This is a genomic window from Shewanella corallii, from assembly GCF_023349125.1.
Classification (GTDB): Bacteria; Pseudomonadota; Gammaproteobacteria; order Enterobacterales; family Shewanellaceae; genus Shewanella; species Shewanella corallii.
On the sequence record NZ_JAKIKT010000010.1, the window covers coordinates 21,854 to 38,034 of the forward strand.

The following is a 16,181-nucleotide window of genomic DNA, read 5'->3' on the forward strand; positions in this document are numbered from 1 at the left end:
CGCCTGAAGGCCAAAAGCCAATCAGTGACTGGATTTGCAACGACCACATCGCAATAACTGTTTGAGAAAGGTCGACAATCCCTAAAGTTTTAGCCCGGTTTAAGGTGATGGAAAGGCGCTTTATAAACAGCCACAAAGTGTGATAGACAATACGATGCACAGCAGTAAAGGACTAGCGATGACAATCAATTCAGAGTGCTAACAGTACAGGGAGAATCTCATGTTAATCGTCACGAACCGAAATATTAACAGATCCAACTTTGTCAACGGCGTTGGGGACCACGAAGCATTTGGAGATGAAGTAAACAGCAAAGGCCCCAACGAAGTCAGGTTGGCTCATGCACACAAGGTGGCTGGTAAATGGCAAGTTACACTGGTAAAAGAGCCATCCAAAATTACTGCCAACAATATCCCTTCCAAACGAGAGTTCCACGCATTTCGCGACGCCCTGATAACTGAAAATAAAAACTGCGTCTTTTTCGTTCATGGTTTTAATCAGAGCTTTGAAAAGAACCTGGAGAAAGCACTGGCGATGCAACAGGAGCATGGCGTCGAAGTGATAGCATTCTCCTGGCCGTCAAACCCGGGCGGTTTTAAAACCAAGGAGTACCGCCAGGCAAAACGTAACGCCATGGTGTCTGTCGGCGCACTGGACGCGACATTGGAGAAACTTGGCAGCTACCTCAAGTCACCCTTTATTAAAGATGAGCTCAGACGCTGTAATGTTAAGTTCTCCATGCTCACCTACAGCCTGGGTAACTACTTGTTTAAAAACTATATTGAGAACTCACTCTACGAAGATGAAACCCGTGTCTTTGATAATATCGTGCTGTGCCAGGCCGATGTAGACAATGAAAATCATGCCCAGTGGGTTGACCAAATCCAGGCGGGCAAGCGGGTTTACGTCACCATCAATGAAAACGACTGGGTGCTCAAGTGGTCTGATGCCAACTTCCAAAAAGACAGACTGGGCCGTACCGCCAGAAACCTCAACTCACCCAATGCCCGCTATTTCGATTTCACTGACGGCCCCAATGTGGGCAGAACCCATGGTGTCTTCTATGAGGACACCAATACAGTGGTGAGGAACTTCTTTACCGCAGTGCTGAATGGTGAACGTGGTGAAAACACTGTAGGACTACAGTTTGATGAAAGAATGAATGCATACCGATTTTAACGGCAAGAGTCTCTGGTGAGTGACGTAAATAGTGCATGGGGATGTGAAACGTCCCCTGTCTTTCCCTTGACCAGGTTTAACCCGGCTTACGGTCCAGAGCTGCGTTAAACCACTTGCTCTGTGGGGGAGGCTACCTGGCTTCGCTGGGGCTAAACCCAAAGCGTTTCTTAAAGCTCCGTGAAAAATGAGCTGAGCTTGAAAAACCAACGCTAAAAGCGATCTTTTCAATGGAATGCCCCGAGTAGGCAGGGTTTTGCATTATTGCCAGACTCTTGATTAAGCGCTTTTCCAGAATCAGTGCATGAACGCTTTCAGTTTCTTCAGAAAAAAGCTTATTCAAATAACGCACTGATATACCCTGGGCGTCGGCAATCGTTTGGTTACTAATGTCAGGGTTGCAAAGGTTGAGTTCTATGTAGCGATAAATTCTTTGTTTGAGTGACTCTTTAATCACTGAATTGTTATTGACCTGCTCGAGCATCACGGAAGAACTAAAAGCCATTGCCATCATATGCAACACTTTGTCTGACAACTCATCGGAAGAGTGGTTGAGTTGTTCTATTTCTTTTGCAAGTGATAGAACAAAATTAGTCAATACTGCACCCAGGCCTGCTCTCCCACACATTTTAATGGCTGTGTATTGTTCAGCATTTGCCAGATGTTGCCCTAGTACTGCTTTGGGCATTTGAATCACCATTTGATGGAAGTGTTCGTTAAACGACAAAGTATAAGGCTGGGTACTGTCGTACAGAGCAAATGTACCGGGCACTAAAATGGTTTCCCGGCCATTTTGACGGATTTTGCATTGGGCGGATAGTTGAAAGCTAATCAAAAAATCTTCTTCCGTAGCACGAGCGATTTGCCTTTTAGAGCGAGTGACTTTTTGAGGGCTGGCGATGACTTCGGCAAACTTCATGGTTGACAGGGCTGCGCCGCCTCGCAGTTCACCGTTAAATACCTGAGTGTCTTGTGAGCTAAGGTTTTCGCAGTCAAGTTGAACAAATTCATTACAAACAATGTCTTGCCAATAAGAAAATTGTTGGTTTGTACTACCAGCATCTTCCGCTTTTTTGTGGTAACCATCTGAAAGGAAAAAGTTCATATCGCTATTCCTTTTTAACTCTGCTCTGTTCAAAATATGCTCAAGTCAGCAGTATTTCAACAAGCCCGTTTCTGGATGGCAATTGATGTATTCGAACTCACATTCCTCGGCAGGTAGCACAGACACTTCATGCCATAGTTTAAGTTGAAGGTTATCCCCAAAGGTCATGACCATTTCCATGAAACGCTCAAAGATTGCCAGGTGTGTAGCATGTGATTTTGCCCACTCTTCGAATGCATAAATGTCGGTGGCTAAACCAAGCCCAAAGCTTTGCTCCATGGGCTGCCAATTCTCGTCTTTCACGTCAACAAAACGCATACTCAAACAGCCACTTTTCGCTGGATTGTTTTGCAAAAACGCCATTCCTTTTTTAAGTGTGGGATGTACTTTGGACAAATACATTCGTTTCTGCTCTTCATCGCATTCAGACCAATTCTGCCCGGAACGAATAACACATAGGTTTTCGGGGGGAGTGACGATGACTCGTTTGTTATTGGTGTTCCTGGTCGCTTGAAATTGCACACTTGCATCAAATTGATTCTGTAGCGATTCAGTGGCTGAAAGTGGGATCCGGTCTCGCATAGCTCCCGCATAGCCATGTTCCATAATTGGCCCTTCAAGTGTTTGAGCAGTTGTACTGATGCCATGGGGTGTAGTGGTTGAATGCAGGGTCTCGAATCGTTCGATTGGCATTGAAATAATTTCACGAAAGAAACCGACCCCCTCTTGCTCTCTTTGCTCGTCTCGCCACCATTGGTTGTTAGCCGCGCAGTTCCACCATTGCTGGTATTCTGAAGCAAGCCAATAGGCGATGTAGAGGTGGTTTGAAACGCCGGCGTTGTCAGTGAAGGTACCTTGCTCTATACGCAGAGGCCCATGGTTTGCGTTCAGCGCATTAATTGCCCATTCAGACAAAGAATCGATGCAACTCGATTGGCATCCAAAGTAAGCGACTACAAAATTGCTTTCGCCTTGCCATTTAGCTGCCCAGGCGGGGGCGGGCGGTTGCCAGTTTTCCGGCATGTTATTGCGGTGCATTGGGATACTCCTTATTAACTGACTGATGCCGGTTCTGTATCATCGTCACTGAGCTCACCTATGCTTTCAACTTCGACATTGAACATAGGCTCAGTTCGATGCTGAGGGGCTTTGTTGATCATTAAGCGCAGCACATCGGGGCGAGAGTAATGTCCTACTGGATCGATAAATGATTTGGCAATTGCTATTTCGCCAAGGTCAATTTCGGCAAATAGTAACCCCTCTTCATTTTCTGGGAGCCGTTCACATAAGGGTTGTCCATCGGGGCCGAATATTTGAGCGTAGCCCCCTCCCAATTTTATCAGCGCTGCTTTTTGATCGTTATCAACCAACACGTCATACATGTCTTGATCGACGATCGCTGTGGGTGCCAAAACAAAACACTGTCCTTCTACTGCGTAAACACTCGAAGCCGCCAGGTTGGCTTGTGGTCCAAGTGAGTATGCTTGAGGGTAGGTGCTAAAAGAAGGCCAGGCAGCAATATGAACCTGCTCATGCATGCTAAACATCGCGTATTTACTGAGCGGCTGAAGATGTTCCCAGCAGCAAAGTTGACCGATACGTCCAACCTCGGTTTCAAATACTCCGAAGTCGCTACCGTCGCCATCTCCAAAAACCGTTCGCTCCATATGTGTAGGTTTTAGCTTGCGGCGAGCCTGAATTAATTCGCCAGTATTGCTAAATAAGAATTGTGCAATATAGAGTGAGCCATAGTCGCGCTCACTGGCTCCAACCGAGAGGTAGATGTTGTTCTCGCGGGCAGCATCGCTCAGGCGCTGAAACTGATCGCTACCAACCACTAAGCTGTTTTCATGGTAACGCTGAAAGTATTGAATATTGTGAGCGGTTGGTGACAACCATATCCACCATGGGTATCCGGGAAACCATGTTTCGGAGAACGCAACTATATTTGCGCCTTCTTGAGATGCCTTTTCGATAAGTTTGATAGCTTTGTCGATTGAGGCGTCTAAGTCCATGAACACTGGAGCGGCTTGTACTACGGCTGCTTTGAATTTAACTGACATTTTGCTGTCTCCTAAATGGGTTGAAACTTAGAATTTGTATCTGAGTGTCGTACCGTATTCGCGGGGACGGTTGAAACGTGCCTCATGAAACCCGAGACCAAAATTGGAATTGCCACTTTCGATGACTCTTCTGTCGGTAAGGTTTTCAACAAAAAGGATCAGTTCCCAGTCGTAGTTAAAGGTATAACTCACAGAGGCGTTGACTAAGCTATGGGCGTCTTGAAACAAGAAGGGGGAGTTTTGAGAGTCGTTGAATAGATCGTCTGTGTAGGAATAGTCTGCTCTTATTGACAACTCATCATCACCGAAGGAATGACGATATTCCAAGCTGGCATTCAAAGAGTGTTCGGGTGTGTTGACCAGCTTGGCGCTTTCGTCGATTGTGAGTGACAATCCTTCCACCGGGTTGATCTTAGTGTATTCGGCCTTGGTATAACCGTAACCGAGCTCAAACAAGAGGCCTTCTGTGAGCAGTGCGTTAACTTCCAGCTCAAGCCCTTTGATTTCGGCTTCACCAGCATTAGCTGTGATGGGGCCGCCCTGTTTGTCAAAGAAAATGACTTGAACGTCGGAGTAATCAGTGTAAAAAGCGGCTGCATTAACTCGCACTTTGCGGTCATCGCTTTCCCATTTTATGCCAAGTTCGTGGGCATCTAACGTTTCAGGTTGGAAGGTTCTGGGGTTTTCAACTTGCTCAACATAACGTAATACAAATCCGCCACTTTTAAAGCCTTGAGAAAAGCTGTAGTAAAGTAGCGCGTTATCGTTTAAAGAATAGTCAGCACCGAACTTGAATGTTGTTTCATCAAATTCATCGTTGACCACACCTGTGCCATCGCCCACTAATGGCAATAAGCCAGGTTTAAATGTACCGTCCGCTATTACGGCTCCCGGAAAGAAGGGAAGTCCGTTTCCTGCTTTGTCTGCAGCGATAAATTGCGTATAGCTATACTCTTTTTTGTCTTTGGTATAGCGACCGCCCAAGGTTAAATTAAACTGATCGGTGGCTGCCCAGTTGCCCTGAAAATAGTAAGCTTGGCTGGAGTTGTCTACGTTTGCCAGGTTATGGAGCACCGCAGGAAAACCAGCTGATAGATCTGGCGTTGGCAGGTTAAGATTCACAAATACCCAATCGTTGCCTTTTTCATCAAAGCGATAAATGCCGCCCACATATTTTAGTGCGCCATCCAGTAAGTCGCCGGTAATTTGTAATTCGTGGCTTGTTTGTTCGTGGTGGTAATTGGGGTTGCTTATATCTGTGATTTCAAAGGGAGAGCTGTCGGCATCTGCATAGAATGTGGCGTCGGTTTCTCGATAGGAGGTTGTGTACTTTACATCGAAGTCGTCTCCTAAGTAATTGGCAATGAATGATGCGCCTTTGGCTTCGACCGTGCTTTCATTGCCCGTTACGCCATAAGTTTTATCTTCGCCTGGTTCGGTAACGTATTGTTGGAGATCAGCAAGGCCGACAGCAATAGCTTCTGCAGCCGGGAGGTCTGAAAAACGAATAAGGGAATTGCCAATGGTGCCTGCGCCAGGTGTGAAACCAACGGATACACCTGCTGCGCTTTCTTCGTCATAGTCTGTTAAATCAATCGCGAGCTGAAAATTCCATTCATCGCTCGGTTCGTAATAAAAGGCACCTCTAAAGGCGAGCCTGTCCATGCCACCCAGTTGGTCTCCAACCAATACTCTGTCAACATAGCCGTCACGGGTTTTACGGGATATTGCAAAGGTAGATAACAAGTCAGAGGTTATAGGAAGGTCTATTGAACCACGGAAATCCAGCCTATTAAAACTGCCTACTGTGACTTGAGCGTGGCCGGCTAATTCATCGTAGGGTTTTCTAGATGTGATATTGATGGCGCCGCCAATTGTATTTCTGCCAAAGAGAGTGCCTTGTGGACCACGCAGTACCTCAATTCCGGCTACATCGAGCACGTCTAGTACACCGCCAATAGAGCGTGAGACATATATTCCGTCCACATAGGTCCCTACTCCGGGGTCGGTAGTCAGGCTGAAATCAGTGTTACCTATTCCTCGAATGAATACAGCTGCCGCACTTGAAGCGCCGCCAATAGGAGTGTGCGTATCGTAAACGAGGTTTGGAGTGAATGCCGCGATACCTGAGATGTCATCGATGCCTTTCCTGTCCAGCCCATTGGCGGTAAAAGCAGTGATGGCGACAGGCGTTTCTTGTAATGGCTCCACTCTTTTTCGCGCCGTGACGGTGATGACTTCTAATCCTTCCGATTCATTGATTTGAGGTTCTTGTTGTGCTCCGGCGGTTGTAGAAAAAGCTATTAATATAGCTGGCCGCAAAGAATGCGGTCTGAATGCTCTTCTTTTCATTGACATGCCCCACTATTTATTCTTTGTTTTGTTGGCTTTCTCGACTTTTTGCTTCAACGAAAATGATAAGTGGGGCAAATCGTTAGAGCTATGCACAAAAGCGCACCATATGATGACTTTTTGTGCACAACTCCCGTAGAGTAGGGAGGTAGTAGTCTAATGAACCCGAATCTCTCCGACAGACTGGACAGGCAAACTATGGAAAACCTTCTTGCTGGATTAGAGTTAATTTTCTTCGAGATGACCATTGTCGATAAAGAGAACAATCAAAACCCGGTATTGGTGTTTGCCGTAGCCTGCTCAATAGTTGGGGCCGCGGCCGTAATACTCGACCTTACCTTTTATTTTCTTCGTGGCAGATCTCTTCTCGAACTGAAACACGGTAAATCAACTTTAGTGTTTCTTGTGGCCTGGTCATTGGGGGCTTTGATCATAGGCTGGGCCGGACAGATGGCGAAGATCTTTGAAGTCAGCGTTACTGCAGCCGTCACCGTCGGATTCGCGTGGCCACTGATATTCACCAGATACATGAGAGAGAAAGCCCTCGAAGAGACCCAAGATGAACCTGAGCAGAACATGGAGGAAGAGAAATGATGAAGTTCTATTCTAAATTCTTTGATGCTGATGTGGGTTTCAGGACCTCTGAGCAGATTACCGACGCGGTGCGTACCTCGAAAAACTACCAGCAAGAGCCAGTCTCCAACGCCAGGTTGATGAACTTCTTTAAAACATCAAAACAGCGGAGCTATTTGGTCGCGACTGATCAAAGGGTTTACTGCATTGTGGACGACAACCGCAAAAGCCAACCCGTTGTTAACTGGTCGGAACCCCTGGCGACTTTTAACCAGAACGCCATCAGTTTTGCCGATAAGTCGGACCGTACAGGCCTGGTGAATTTTGGTGAAAACCACAAACACTGGCTTTACACCAAGTCACTGTTCAGCGGCACAGATGAATTTGAACAACAGATTCACGCCTTGTCTGAGGATTAAAGCCGAGCATAGTATCGAATATCTACACCTGGGCATCATAAGTATGTACGGGCATAAATAACCTTGACAGTGGCTTAACGAAAGGGCGCATTGACCTCTTGGTTGATCATCGAATGACCTCATCAACACATACCTTCATTACCTGCTGTAATTTAAGTTAAAAACACACATGGTAACTCTTTGGCTTTTGATTCCCCTGACTGAATATGCGAGGTTAGCCGCAACTGGAATCAAGGACTGAAACCGATTTTGCGTCTGATTATTTTGTTATGGCTGGTTGCCTCCGGCCTGATCAGTAACGACCTTAAGGCAGGTTTAGCTGAAAGGATGAATGACGTTATTCATGAGGAACAACTGGTTGGCGCTTCCTGGGCGCTGATTGACGGACAGGCCGTCAGTCTGGGGGCTGCAGGTGTGTCTAACGTTGCTTCGGGTAACGAATTAACGACAAATCATAAAATGCACCTGGGCTCTATCCAAAAAACCGTCATGGTTGCCGGTGTGCTGGTAATGATCAGCAGGGGAGAGTTATCTCTGGATGCCAGGGTTCAGGACATTCTTCCCAATCTGGTTTTCAATAATCCCTGGCAAAATACCCATCCGGTGACAGTAAGAGATTTGGTGAATCACACGGCTGGACTGCAAAATCTCAGACTGTGGCATCTACTGAATACCCGCGCTGAGGTCGACACTCCACTTGAGCAGATGTTCATTGACGATCAAGCGCTACTGGATATCGGTATTAAGCCAGGCACCACTGTCAGTTACTCAAATGTCGGGTTTAATCTGCTCGCTCTGGTGATTGAAACCCTTACTGGCCAACCATATGAGCAGGTCCTGGCTGAGCGGATACTCAAACCGCTCGCAATGAACGACTCCACCTTTTTATTTACCACCCAGTGTCATGGTCATTGTGGCCAATATGGTGATCCACAGCTCGCATTTGGCCATTTGGACCAACACAGGGAGATTGAAGCCATCCCCATGATCCTCAGAGGTGCAGGCCAGTTCACCAGTACTCCCGGGGATATGGCAAAATTTGCCAAATTCCTGATGAGCGACGGCAAGGGTCTGATTTCAGACGAGTTAATTAAGCAAGTTGGTACCCCGGTCAGCACTACTGACTCGGTATTCTGGGATCTGAATGTGGGTGGCAGTCTTGGGCTTTGGCGACGTGATCGCCATGGGGTTATTGGTCTTTGCCATGGTGGAAATACCACAGGTTTCAAGGGTAACTTCTGTGTATTTCCCAATGAAAACAAAGCTTTTTTCTTTATCTCTAATTCTGACAGTGAAACCGGCGATTACGGCAAGCTTGAACAAGTGCTGATTGAGTCGCTGCAGATAACACCAACGCCTGTGTCGGCGACTATGGGGGAATCTTTGGCGCAAAAGACTGGCATATCAGGTATGAGCCAGTGTTATCGCCGGTAGCCAGCTTCACCTATATAGATAAGCTTTTTAACACAGTCCAGCTGTCCGGTGATCTTAAGAAACTGGTATTGAGCGGGATTCAACACCCCACACTGATACTGAATTCTGTAGGCGAGGGGGTTTATCAGGCTGATAATCGTAGCTCAGCGTCCCATGTTCTGGGCGTTGAAACGCCGGGAACATTGACACTAAGTAATGGTTTCACCACTTATCGTCAGGCCGATAACCTGCAATTTGTATCCCTTTGGGCAAGTCTGGTACTGGGATTAATCAGTCTGTTATTTTTGCTGTGTCGCGGCCTATATTGTCTATTGGGGTCCAGAGGGGAGCACAAACAGTTACCTATTGTGACGGCTTTCTATATGTTCCCGGTTTTGCTGATCCCCTTGCCATTCTTGTTAACCCAGCCATTCCTCAATATCGGCAACATCAATGCCGGGAGTGTATTGCTGGCATTGAGTTGCCTGGTCGCGTTGGCGCTTAATGTGGCAGCACTGTGGCAAAATAGAACGGGCAATAAGTTGGATTCATTTGCCATTGCAGGTGTAATCCAATGGTTTCTCGTTCTGGCCTGGTGGGGACTGTTTCCCGTCATGTTGTGGCGTATCTGAGCGTGTTAGTTGCTGAGCAACAACTACAATGCAAACAGCTAAACCCAGCACGTACAGGAAATTACTCAGAGTTTAGTGGCGAACAATAACAGAGCAAAGTAACACAAACACGTTGCATGGTAGCACCATTTTATTGCTAAACTAATGATAACGGACCGACATTCATGTCTTGGTCAAGGTTGAGGCTCTGGTTTCAGTCCTGCAGTTGTCTAGTCTAGTGATATTAAGCAACATGAGATGAACCAGACTAAGTATGTGGAGTTCCGATGGCTAAGGTAAATCGACTACTGGGGATGTTCTGTAGCGCTGACTATGAAACTCGTATTGAAGCCATAGAAGCATCCTATGACTATTCGAACTCCAGTGAAGTCACTAATGCCATTGTAGAGTCCGTCAATGACAGTGACGAACTGGTTAGAGTTTCTGCCGTGGAAGCAATTGGCAATCTTAAAATTCCTGTATCTGATGTTCAGCTAAAGCGGCTACTTAAAGATGACCACTCGTTGGTTCGGTGTGCCGCAATCATCACCATAGGCTTGCTAAGCAGGCAGACACTTATGGAACCTGTCAAACGGGTCTATGGACAAGGCAATGCAAATGAGTCCGTCAGTTGTTGCTATTGTCTTTATCTACTGGGTGAGCAAGAGTACCTGGCAAAAGCTCTAAGCTATCTGGAGGATGATGATTACACAGTCAGATGCAGTGTTATCAACACAGCCAATGAATTCGTAAAAGACAGGGATGTGGATATGGTGCTGAGTATGCTCACAGAAAAAAGTAAGACTGAAACAACGAATGCGGTGCAGTCTTCAATATCAGCATTTGTAGCTAGCCATGGCACCAGATAAGAATTGAAGAACGTCCTGGACGAGATTAGATTGACGAAGGGGATGGATTTTACCTAGAGATGATTGATGATATTCATTTGGCTCTAGAATTCCAGTCTCAGTGAAACCTAATAAATCAATGGGTTGCAATTTACTGAATTCTTTTAAATTTCACCAAATTCTGGAATCTGAACCCGAAATTTCAGTAAACTTTGGAATCAATAATCAGGAAATAGCCCGAGATACCGGCACAACTAAGTGACAGGTTAATGAAATTTCTTTAGGGGTCAATACTGTATAGCGTCCTGTTCAGGAAACTGGCGTCGGCAAGTAGTGATAAAACGAAAAAAGACTGCCGGTGAGCAGTCTTTGCTGATTGTGAGACGGTACTTGAGGTATTAGCGGAACACTAAAGTTAATTGAAGGGGGTTATGCTTCTAACTTGTTGTTTATACGTATTAGTTTCACTAGATCGCTGATGTAAAAAAGCGAGTTTGACCCGCTCTGAAAGTATTTCGGTACAGGCAAAAAACCGTTCTTTCGACGGCAATACAATTCCTCTTGTGACAGTCCGGTGAGTCTCATCGCCATTTCCAATGTGACCACTTCCGCACGATTTGAGCGTTGTTTAAGTTCTTCCTCTCCCAACCTAACTAGATCTTTAGGGTCACAATAAATCGATGAATAAAAGCAAGCATTCCGTCTGTAGGCCAGTGCTATTTTACCATCACATCGGGCAATTAGCAGGTTGGCGAGATCCAAATCATAACGCTGTAGTAGTTTGATTTGATTGGAGATGGGGACCATTTGCTCTTGAGGAGAATACAGTGGAAGTACCTCAAGTAGTGGAGAAAAATCAATTTTGGTTCGTGCGTGAACCCTGCAAATTCCCGGATTTCTGACTATCTGTGATGGTGTGAGGGTAGAAAGTGTTTCTAGTGATATGTTTAGCACAGTGGCAGCTTGTCTTGCTGGAATCACCGGGCAATCAGCAGGTTCTGCTCTCGACACATAACATGCTTGGTAACAGGTTTCTCTTAGTTGTTGAACTGGCCATTGCGTTTGTAACCGCTCAAAAAGATACTCAACGTCATACAAACACATGGTTTGGGGAGCAGAAGCCGGAAATTGGCGAAGTAGTTTCAATACCCAGACTTTGAACTGGCGCTCAGAAGTGAGTAGGTTGTATCCGCGCTTTACGCGTGTCGCTATGTGCTCAAGTGTGCACAGTTTAGGTTCGATAAAATAGGGCTTTTCCCCTGGTTCTAACATGGCTGATGCGAGTAGACAATCAGCCACTTCGGGCTGAGATAACGCTGGTAACGAAGGTGTATTTGCGGTTGATAGTCTTAGCCCGCATTCACTGCAATGTCCTTTTATCAACTTCGTTTCCCAACGCAGTTGCCGATTACAGGTTGGGCAAGTATCAAGCAGTTCGATCGCGTGTTGAGAGCAATGTGTGAGAAATGGATTTTGAACCTCAGCTTTGATGTAGCCATGTTCATCAATACACTTTAGACAAATCCTGGCTTGGGTTAGTGTTGGCAGGCTCCAAAGAGTATTGATAGCGGTAACCTCATAATTTGGATAAGGAAGTTGACGTCCCAACGCATTACTAACCTCCTCGGTTTTATTTGAGACCGCGGCATTTATCAGAGGCTTGTTAAGAATGCGCCGCATGTACCTGTAACCGTTTAAGTGAATCAAACGAACGAGATAGCCGATTAGGCTTTCATCAGACATGGGCGTGGGAGAGACCGCAAAGTTCATGCTTACCTGCCAATTTTCTGCGTTAGTCGGTAAGTCAGTTCATAAGCCTGTTTATCCGTCATGGCTTTGGGGTCAAAGGGGTTAATTTTCCTATTACAGTAGGTATCAAAATTTCGTTTTAACCACTCCCTAAGCTCATCAAAGGTGCTTCCGGTAAAAGGCTCTCTAAGAAACAGGCTGTCTAGCGTACTGAACCCCCTTTCTGCGTAGGCCACATAGATACGGCTCATGAGAATTGCTTCATGTTTACGCTGATAGCTCATACTTGGGTAATTTATACAGCTTAAGAACCAGTTAACACAGTTAAGCCATGATGGACTTAGCCCGTTGACACTTTCCAGTTTGACCGATCTGAGCATCCTACGACTTAATTGCTCATTATCATCTATGGTCTTTTTATCCATGCCGAACTTCAGTAAGCGCTGTGCTCGCTCACTGCCGATGAAGACGATTGAGGCCGGAAGCTCGTCTAACAGACAGCAAAAGTATTTTAGAGTTGCTTGAGTCGTATGGCCGTCACTTTTAGGCAAAACTTGTTGGATTTCATCGAGCACGATTAATTGCACGCCCAGTACATCAATCAGGTGGCAGAGTTGTGCGTGCAGTTCGCCTGGTTCAAGCCTTCCTCTCGGTGGGGTGGCTCCCATAGCCCCGATGAGCAGTTTCTGTATTTGGGAAATGGTTTTATTACTTTCCCTGAACCGGTGGTACAGAACGGGCAGTTGAGGTACTGGCTCAAGCATTTCAGCTTGAGCTGCTTTGATATATTGCTCAGCCAGGTAGGTTTTACCCTGGCCAGAGTTACCATATATTAAGAGTCCCTTGTTGGATAGCGGGCTACCGTACATGGCGTGAACCTTTGCCATCATTTCCCATGCATCAATACAGGTCCGGTGTTGAACAATTGAATTGGGTATTTTTGGCGTCTTAATCTTCATCGTAGGTCCAAATCAGTTCTTCGCCATCAGGGGCGGTCTTAGGCATGTTGCGGTTGTGAGACGAGGGGGTAAGCCCAATGTCACAATCGACACTGTCAGCGAGTTCAAGCTCAGGCTCAGGCTCATTAGGCTTCCCGGTTAACAGGGGTTGCTGCTGTTCATTTGCTTGATTAAGTCGCTCCTCTGGGGACAAGCTGAGTTTGTTGTTCTCCTCAAAACTGGTCACTTCTTTACCATTACGCCTTTTTTTCTTTTTAACTTTATGGAACGCGCTGATTTCTGCCCGGTAAGTCCCATAACGCTCCAATTTTTCCGGTTGGTAAATCTCATAGACTGAAGCAGGTTTTTGCCTCGCATTATCGAATGAGACAATGTCACCCTCGTGGATTGTATAGTTGCGGTTAAGCGCTACAACGTCATGTTGCTCATTGGTGGTTGGGTCAATAGCTGATATGGAGACACTTGATGCGTCAAACGGGTCATACATGACTCGCACATCCACTCCCCCCGGTTTGTGAAGACAAAGAAGTGAGTGCAGTTGTTTACTGGCCGCACTGGCGAATTGCTGGGTAAGCAACGTGACATCCCCGCCTTGTTGGAGCACTTGATGCTCCTTATCCTGGCATTGGTGGAAGTGATGTTTAATTTGTTGATAATCAACTGGTATCGCTGGTCGTACACTCAAAGACTTATACCAACGGCGATGAGGTGTTTGGTTTGTTTTCGAGTGCGTCGTATGGACATACTCAAACAAAAAACGACTGATAATTTTCAAAAAGTCACTGCGTGTTAAGCAAGCTCTGTCTTGTATCGATTTATCAGAAGGGACATGATTTTTATTAGATGGTTTAACATGGTAGCTGTTTAGACCAACGGATTCGTCACCAGTGGACGTTTGTACCAGCATTCCTTCAAAGCACTGTGCTCTCAAACCCCTGAAAAATGACTCTACGAACGGCTTTTTAGAGCCATCTTGAACGGGTGTGTACAACACGTTCATTTTCAGAGCTTTACAGGTTTTCTGGATGGTGGCGTTGTGAAACCCTGGTCCATTATCCATTACAATGGTGTCAGGCTTTCCTTTTGCGGTAAGGTTGTTGTCGCTAAGGAACATGTTTCTCAGCAGGTTTAACACGCTGCGAGTGTTCTCGGCCATGCCAAAGTCCACTACGACTGCGAGGGGGTAACGGCTGTAGCAATCAATGGCGACATAAATCCCAATTTTCCCGATAGGCTCCTTGGTTTCGTCATCCAGTACGGCCATGTTGACCTCTACACGGTCGACCTCTACACGCTCAAGTGCGTAGTTAAGATGAATGGAATTTTCGAGTGAAGAAAGCATGTCGTTTTTCCATATATTGGAATAAACATCACTCTTAAGTTTCGCCCCGATAGAGTTTAGCGCGTTCACCCTTCGACTAAATGTGCTCGCAGATACCACTTGGACCTGGGGATTCTTCCTTGCTTCTTCCTCTGCAAACAGTTTGTAAGCACGATAATGCCCTCGTGTCTGTTGTGAGACACTTTTAGGCATGATTTTCTGTAGATACTGATTGATGACCACTTCGCTTGCGGGGTTCAGTATTGTTCGTCCTTTACATCTCGGGCCAGCAAGGACGTAGTCATCTTGTAGAGCCTCAATCCACGATTTATACCATTGCGAAATACTCGAACTGCTCGGGTGTTTTTTCTCCATGCTTCTGGGATGTAGTTTTTCTACCCGCTCAATAATTTCCGAATAGCTGTGTTTCGCCGTTGCGGACAGGCCTTTATGATTAACGAGATACTTGACTGCCTTCACATACCAGAGCCTGCGAGTCATATTGGCTTCTTGGTAATCCGTAAGAATAGGCTTGGGCTGGGGCTCGATTACTGGTGCATATCGTTGTTCCCTAACAAGCTGAGAGAACTCTGCGGGTTTATGACTCAGGATTGCTCTTGTTTCTTCAGTCTCTAACACTATGTTGTGTTCTGACATTGACATCAGAATAGCGATTTCACCGTTTTCCGTATGAAACTGAGTGCCTTCATTGAGCCCATACATTACAGTGACTCCTTGAATAGAAGGGTGCTTGTACTAAGTAGTTTCTGCCTGTCAAAGTGATAGTACCCAAGCGCGACAAGCGTATAGGCCTCTTCAATAGGGCTGGAGACAACTCCGTTCAGATGCTTAATGAGTTCAGCGAACGTCAGCCTATCTGGGAGTGAACAAAGCTGTACCGTCAATTCCCCACCAGGTGACATTCGATTTGCCAATAGCTTTACGTTTTCTCTTTCCATGTACGTCAACCCCGCATCAGTCACCAGTCTGATGGCCACACCAGACTCCCGATAGCTGTAACGGGAAAAGTGGGCGAGTCTTTCTTTAAACTCCTGGTCGATGAACACTTCCGGGTGGACTTCAAGGTATTCAAAGGTGCCATTGGTGTATTGCACCAGGAAGTCTGGCGTATACCGAGCCTGTTTACCCCGGTATTCACAATGTAAGCTCTCTGGCTGTGCGGCAAAGGACACTACTTGCGGATTGCATGTGAGCTTACAGGCAATGATGAGCTCTAAATGACTCTCGACCTTGAGGAGGCCTCCGGTCTTTTTAGAGTACATTCTGTATGTGTGCCGACCTCGACGAGTTCGGGGGTTGCGTTTGTTCTGCATCTGATACCTCGAGGCAATATTTCTGCCTACATCTGCTTTCACTGTATACTTTTTGTGCTAAGATAAAAGGTTTTGTTTCGTAAAATGCATCGCCTTTGTCACGCCATAGTTGTGTTTCTACGCTTAACAATTTGAAATTCAGGCAAAATGAACCCTCCGATTTTTTTCAAGAAAAATCGTTTGAAAGTGACTCACTTTGTGATTTCGGCCGTTCCTGACGGCGGGGCTCCTTATTTCAGGTGGCCTTGCTTACATGCTGA

General features: G+C 46.1%; 14 protein-coding genes. 6 read left to right on the forward strand and 8 right to left on the reverse strand.

Annotated features, from left to right (window positions below; all coding sequences use genetic code 11):
- The first annotated feature begins 220 nt into the window (after nucleotides 1–220).
- The gene (locus tag L2725_RS19960; protein ID WP_249250574.1) at nucleotides 221–1,177 is read left to right on the forward strand and encodes an alpha/beta hydrolase; all 957 of its coding nucleotides are present in this window, start codon (nucleotides 221–223) and stop codon (nucleotides 1,175–1,177) included.
- Nucleotides 1,178–1,307: 130 nt separating this feature from the next.
- Here L2725_RS19960 and L2725_RS19965 read toward each other — a convergent pair whose 3' ends face one another.
- From L2725_RS19965 to L2725_RS19980, 4 genes are read right to left on the reverse strand one after another with little or no spacing between them, the layout of a single operon-like run.
- Nucleotides 1,308–2,279, reverse strand: a complete 972-nt coding sequence (locus tag L2725_RS19965; protein ID WP_249250575.1) for an AraC-like ligand-binding domain-containing protein — start codon at nucleotides 2,277–2,279, stop codon at nucleotides 1,308–1,310.
- A gap of 45 nt (nucleotides 2,280–2,324) precedes the next feature.
- Nucleotides 2,325–3,317, reverse strand: coding sequence for a phenylacetaldoxime dehydratase family protein (locus L2725_RS19970; RefSeq protein ID WP_249250577.1), 993 nt, complete (start codon nucleotides 3,315–3,317; stop codon nucleotides 2,325–2,327).
- A 14-nt stretch (nucleotides 3,318–3,331) separates the two neighbouring features.
- Nucleotides 3,332–4,342 carry a carbon-nitrogen hydrolase family protein gene (locus L2725_RS19975; protein ID WP_249250578.1) on the reverse strand — a complete coding sequence of 337 codons (1,011 nt, stop codon included), beginning with the start codon at nucleotides 4,340–4,342 and terminating at the stop codon, nucleotides 3,332–3,334.
- Between the two features lie 27 nt (nucleotides 4,343–4,369).
- On the reverse strand, nucleotides 4,370–6,694 hold the full coding sequence (locus tag L2725_RS19980; RefSeq protein WP_249250579.1) for a TonB-dependent receptor: 2,325 nt from the start codon (nucleotides 6,692–6,694) through the stop codon (nucleotides 4,370–4,372).
- Between the two features lie 159 nt (nucleotides 6,695–6,853).
- On the opposite strand from L2725_RS19980, the gene L2725_RS19985 reads away from it, so the two are divergent.
- The 5 genes from L2725_RS19985 (at nucleotide 6,854) to L2725_RS20005 (ending at nucleotide 10,579) form a co-directional block, all read left to right on the forward strand.
- The gene (locus L2725_RS19985; protein ID WP_249250580.1) at nucleotides 6,854–7,288 is read left to right on the forward strand and encodes a hypothetical protein; all 435 of its coding nucleotides are present in this window, start codon (nucleotides 6,854–6,856) and stop codon (nucleotides 7,286–7,288) included.
- On the forward strand, nucleotides 7,285–7,686 hold the full coding sequence (locus L2725_RS19990; protein WP_248936129.1) for a hypothetical protein: 402 nt from the start codon (nucleotides 7,285–7,287) through the stop codon (nucleotides 7,684–7,686). Before L2725_RS19985 ends, L2725_RS19990 begins: the two co-directional genes overlap by 4 nt.
- 249 nt (nucleotides 7,687–7,935) lie before the next feature.
- Entirely contained in the window at nucleotides 7,936–9,120 is a 1,185-nt protein-coding gene (locus tag L2725_RS19995) for a serine hydrolase domain-containing protein (protein ID WP_249250581.1), read from the forward strand.
- Complete coding sequence (locus L2725_RS20000; RefSeq protein WP_249250582.1) at nucleotides 9,105–9,731, forward strand: hypothetical protein; 627 nt, start codon at nucleotides 9,105–9,107, stop codon at nucleotides 9,729–9,731. Before L2725_RS19995 ends, L2725_RS20000 begins: the two co-directional genes overlap by 16 nt.
- A 266-nt stretch (nucleotides 9,732–9,997) precedes the next feature.
- Nucleotides 9,998–10,579: a HEAT repeat domain-containing protein gene (locus tag L2725_RS20005; RefSeq protein ID WP_249250583.1), complete on the forward strand. Its 582-nt coding sequence runs from the start codon at nucleotides 9,998–10,000 to the stop codon at nucleotides 10,577–10,579.
- A 408-nt stretch (nucleotides 10,580–10,987) separates the two neighbouring features.
- On the opposite strand, the gene L2725_RS20010 is transcribed toward L2725_RS20005, so the two are convergent.
- The 4 genes from L2725_RS20010 to L2725_RS20025 are packed head-to-tail and all read right to left on the reverse strand — an operon-like array spanning nucleotide 10,988 to nucleotide 15,870.
- Nucleotides 10,988–12,328, reverse strand: a complete 1,341-nt coding sequence (locus L2725_RS20010; protein WP_249250584.1) for a hypothetical protein — start codon at nucleotides 12,326–12,328, stop codon at nucleotides 10,988–10,990.
- Between the two features lie 2 nt (nucleotides 12,329–12,330).
- Nucleotides 12,331–13,266, reverse strand: coding sequence for a TniB family NTP-binding protein (locus tag L2725_RS20015; RefSeq protein WP_249250585.1), 936 nt, complete (start codon nucleotides 13,264–13,266; stop codon nucleotides 12,331–12,333).
- Entirely contained in the window at nucleotides 13,256–15,310 is a 2,055-nt protein-coding gene (locus L2725_RS20020; RefSeq protein ID WP_249250586.1) for an integrase catalytic domain-containing protein, read from the reverse strand. Before L2725_RS20020 ends, L2725_RS20015 begins: the two co-directional genes overlap by 11 nt.
- Entirely contained in the window at nucleotides 15,310–15,870 is a 561-nt protein-coding gene (locus tag L2725_RS20025; protein ID WP_249250587.1) for a Tn7 transposase TnsA N-terminal domain-containing protein, read from the reverse strand. The genes L2725_RS20020 and L2725_RS20025 overlap by 1 nt, the downstream gene beginning before the upstream one ends.
- Nucleotides 15,871–16,181 lie beyond the last annotated feature (311 nt).

Excerpts from the sequence above, each read along its gene's own strand:
- L2725_RS19960 (WP_249250574.1), top strand. The coding sequence starts at position 221 with ATGTTAATCGTCACGAACCGAAATATTAACAGATCCAACTTTGTCAAC.
- L2725_RS19965 (WP_249250575.1), bottom strand. The coding sequence starts at position 2,279 with ATGAACTTTTTCCTTTCAGATGGTTACCACAAAAAAGCGGAAGATGCT.
- L2725_RS19970 (WP_249250577.1), bottom strand. The coding sequence starts at position 3,317 with ATGCACCGCAATAACATGCCGGAAAACTGGCAACCGCCCGCCCCCGCC.
- L2725_RS19975 (WP_249250578.1), bottom strand. The coding sequence starts at position 4,342 with ATGTCAGTTAAATTCAAAGCAGCCGTAGTACAAGCCGCTCCAGTGTTC.
- L2725_RS19980 (WP_249250579.1), bottom strand. The coding sequence starts at position 6,694 with ATGAAAAGAAGAGCATTCAGACCGCATTCTTTGCGGCCAGCTATATTA.
- L2725_RS19985 (WP_249250580.1), top strand. The coding sequence starts at position 6,854 with ATGAACCCGAATCTCTCCGACAGACTGGACAGGCAAACTATGGAAAAC.
- L2725_RS19990 (WP_248936129.1), top strand. The coding sequence starts at position 7,285 with ATGATGAAGTTCTATTCTAAATTCTTTGATGCTGATGTGGGTTTCAGG.
- L2725_RS20005 (WP_249250583.1), top strand. The coding sequence starts at position 9,998 with ATGGCTAAGGTAAATCGACTACTGGGGATGTTCTGTAGCGCTGACTAT.
- L2725_RS20010 (WP_249250584.1), bottom strand. The coding sequence starts at position 12,328 with ATGAACTTTGCGGTCTCTCCCACGCCCATGTCTGATGAAAGCCTAATC.
- L2725_RS20015 (WP_249250585.1), bottom strand. The coding sequence starts at position 13,266 with ATGAAGATTAAGACGCCAAAAATACCCAATTCAATTGTTCAACACCGG.
- L2725_RS20020 (WP_249250586.1), bottom strand. The coding sequence starts at position 15,310 with ATGTATGGGCTCAATGAAGGCACTCAGTTTCATACGGAAAACGGTGAA.
- L2725_RS20025 (WP_249250587.1), bottom strand. The coding sequence starts at position 15,870 with ATGTACTCTAAAAAGACCGGAGGCCTCCTCAAGGTCGAGAGTCATTTA.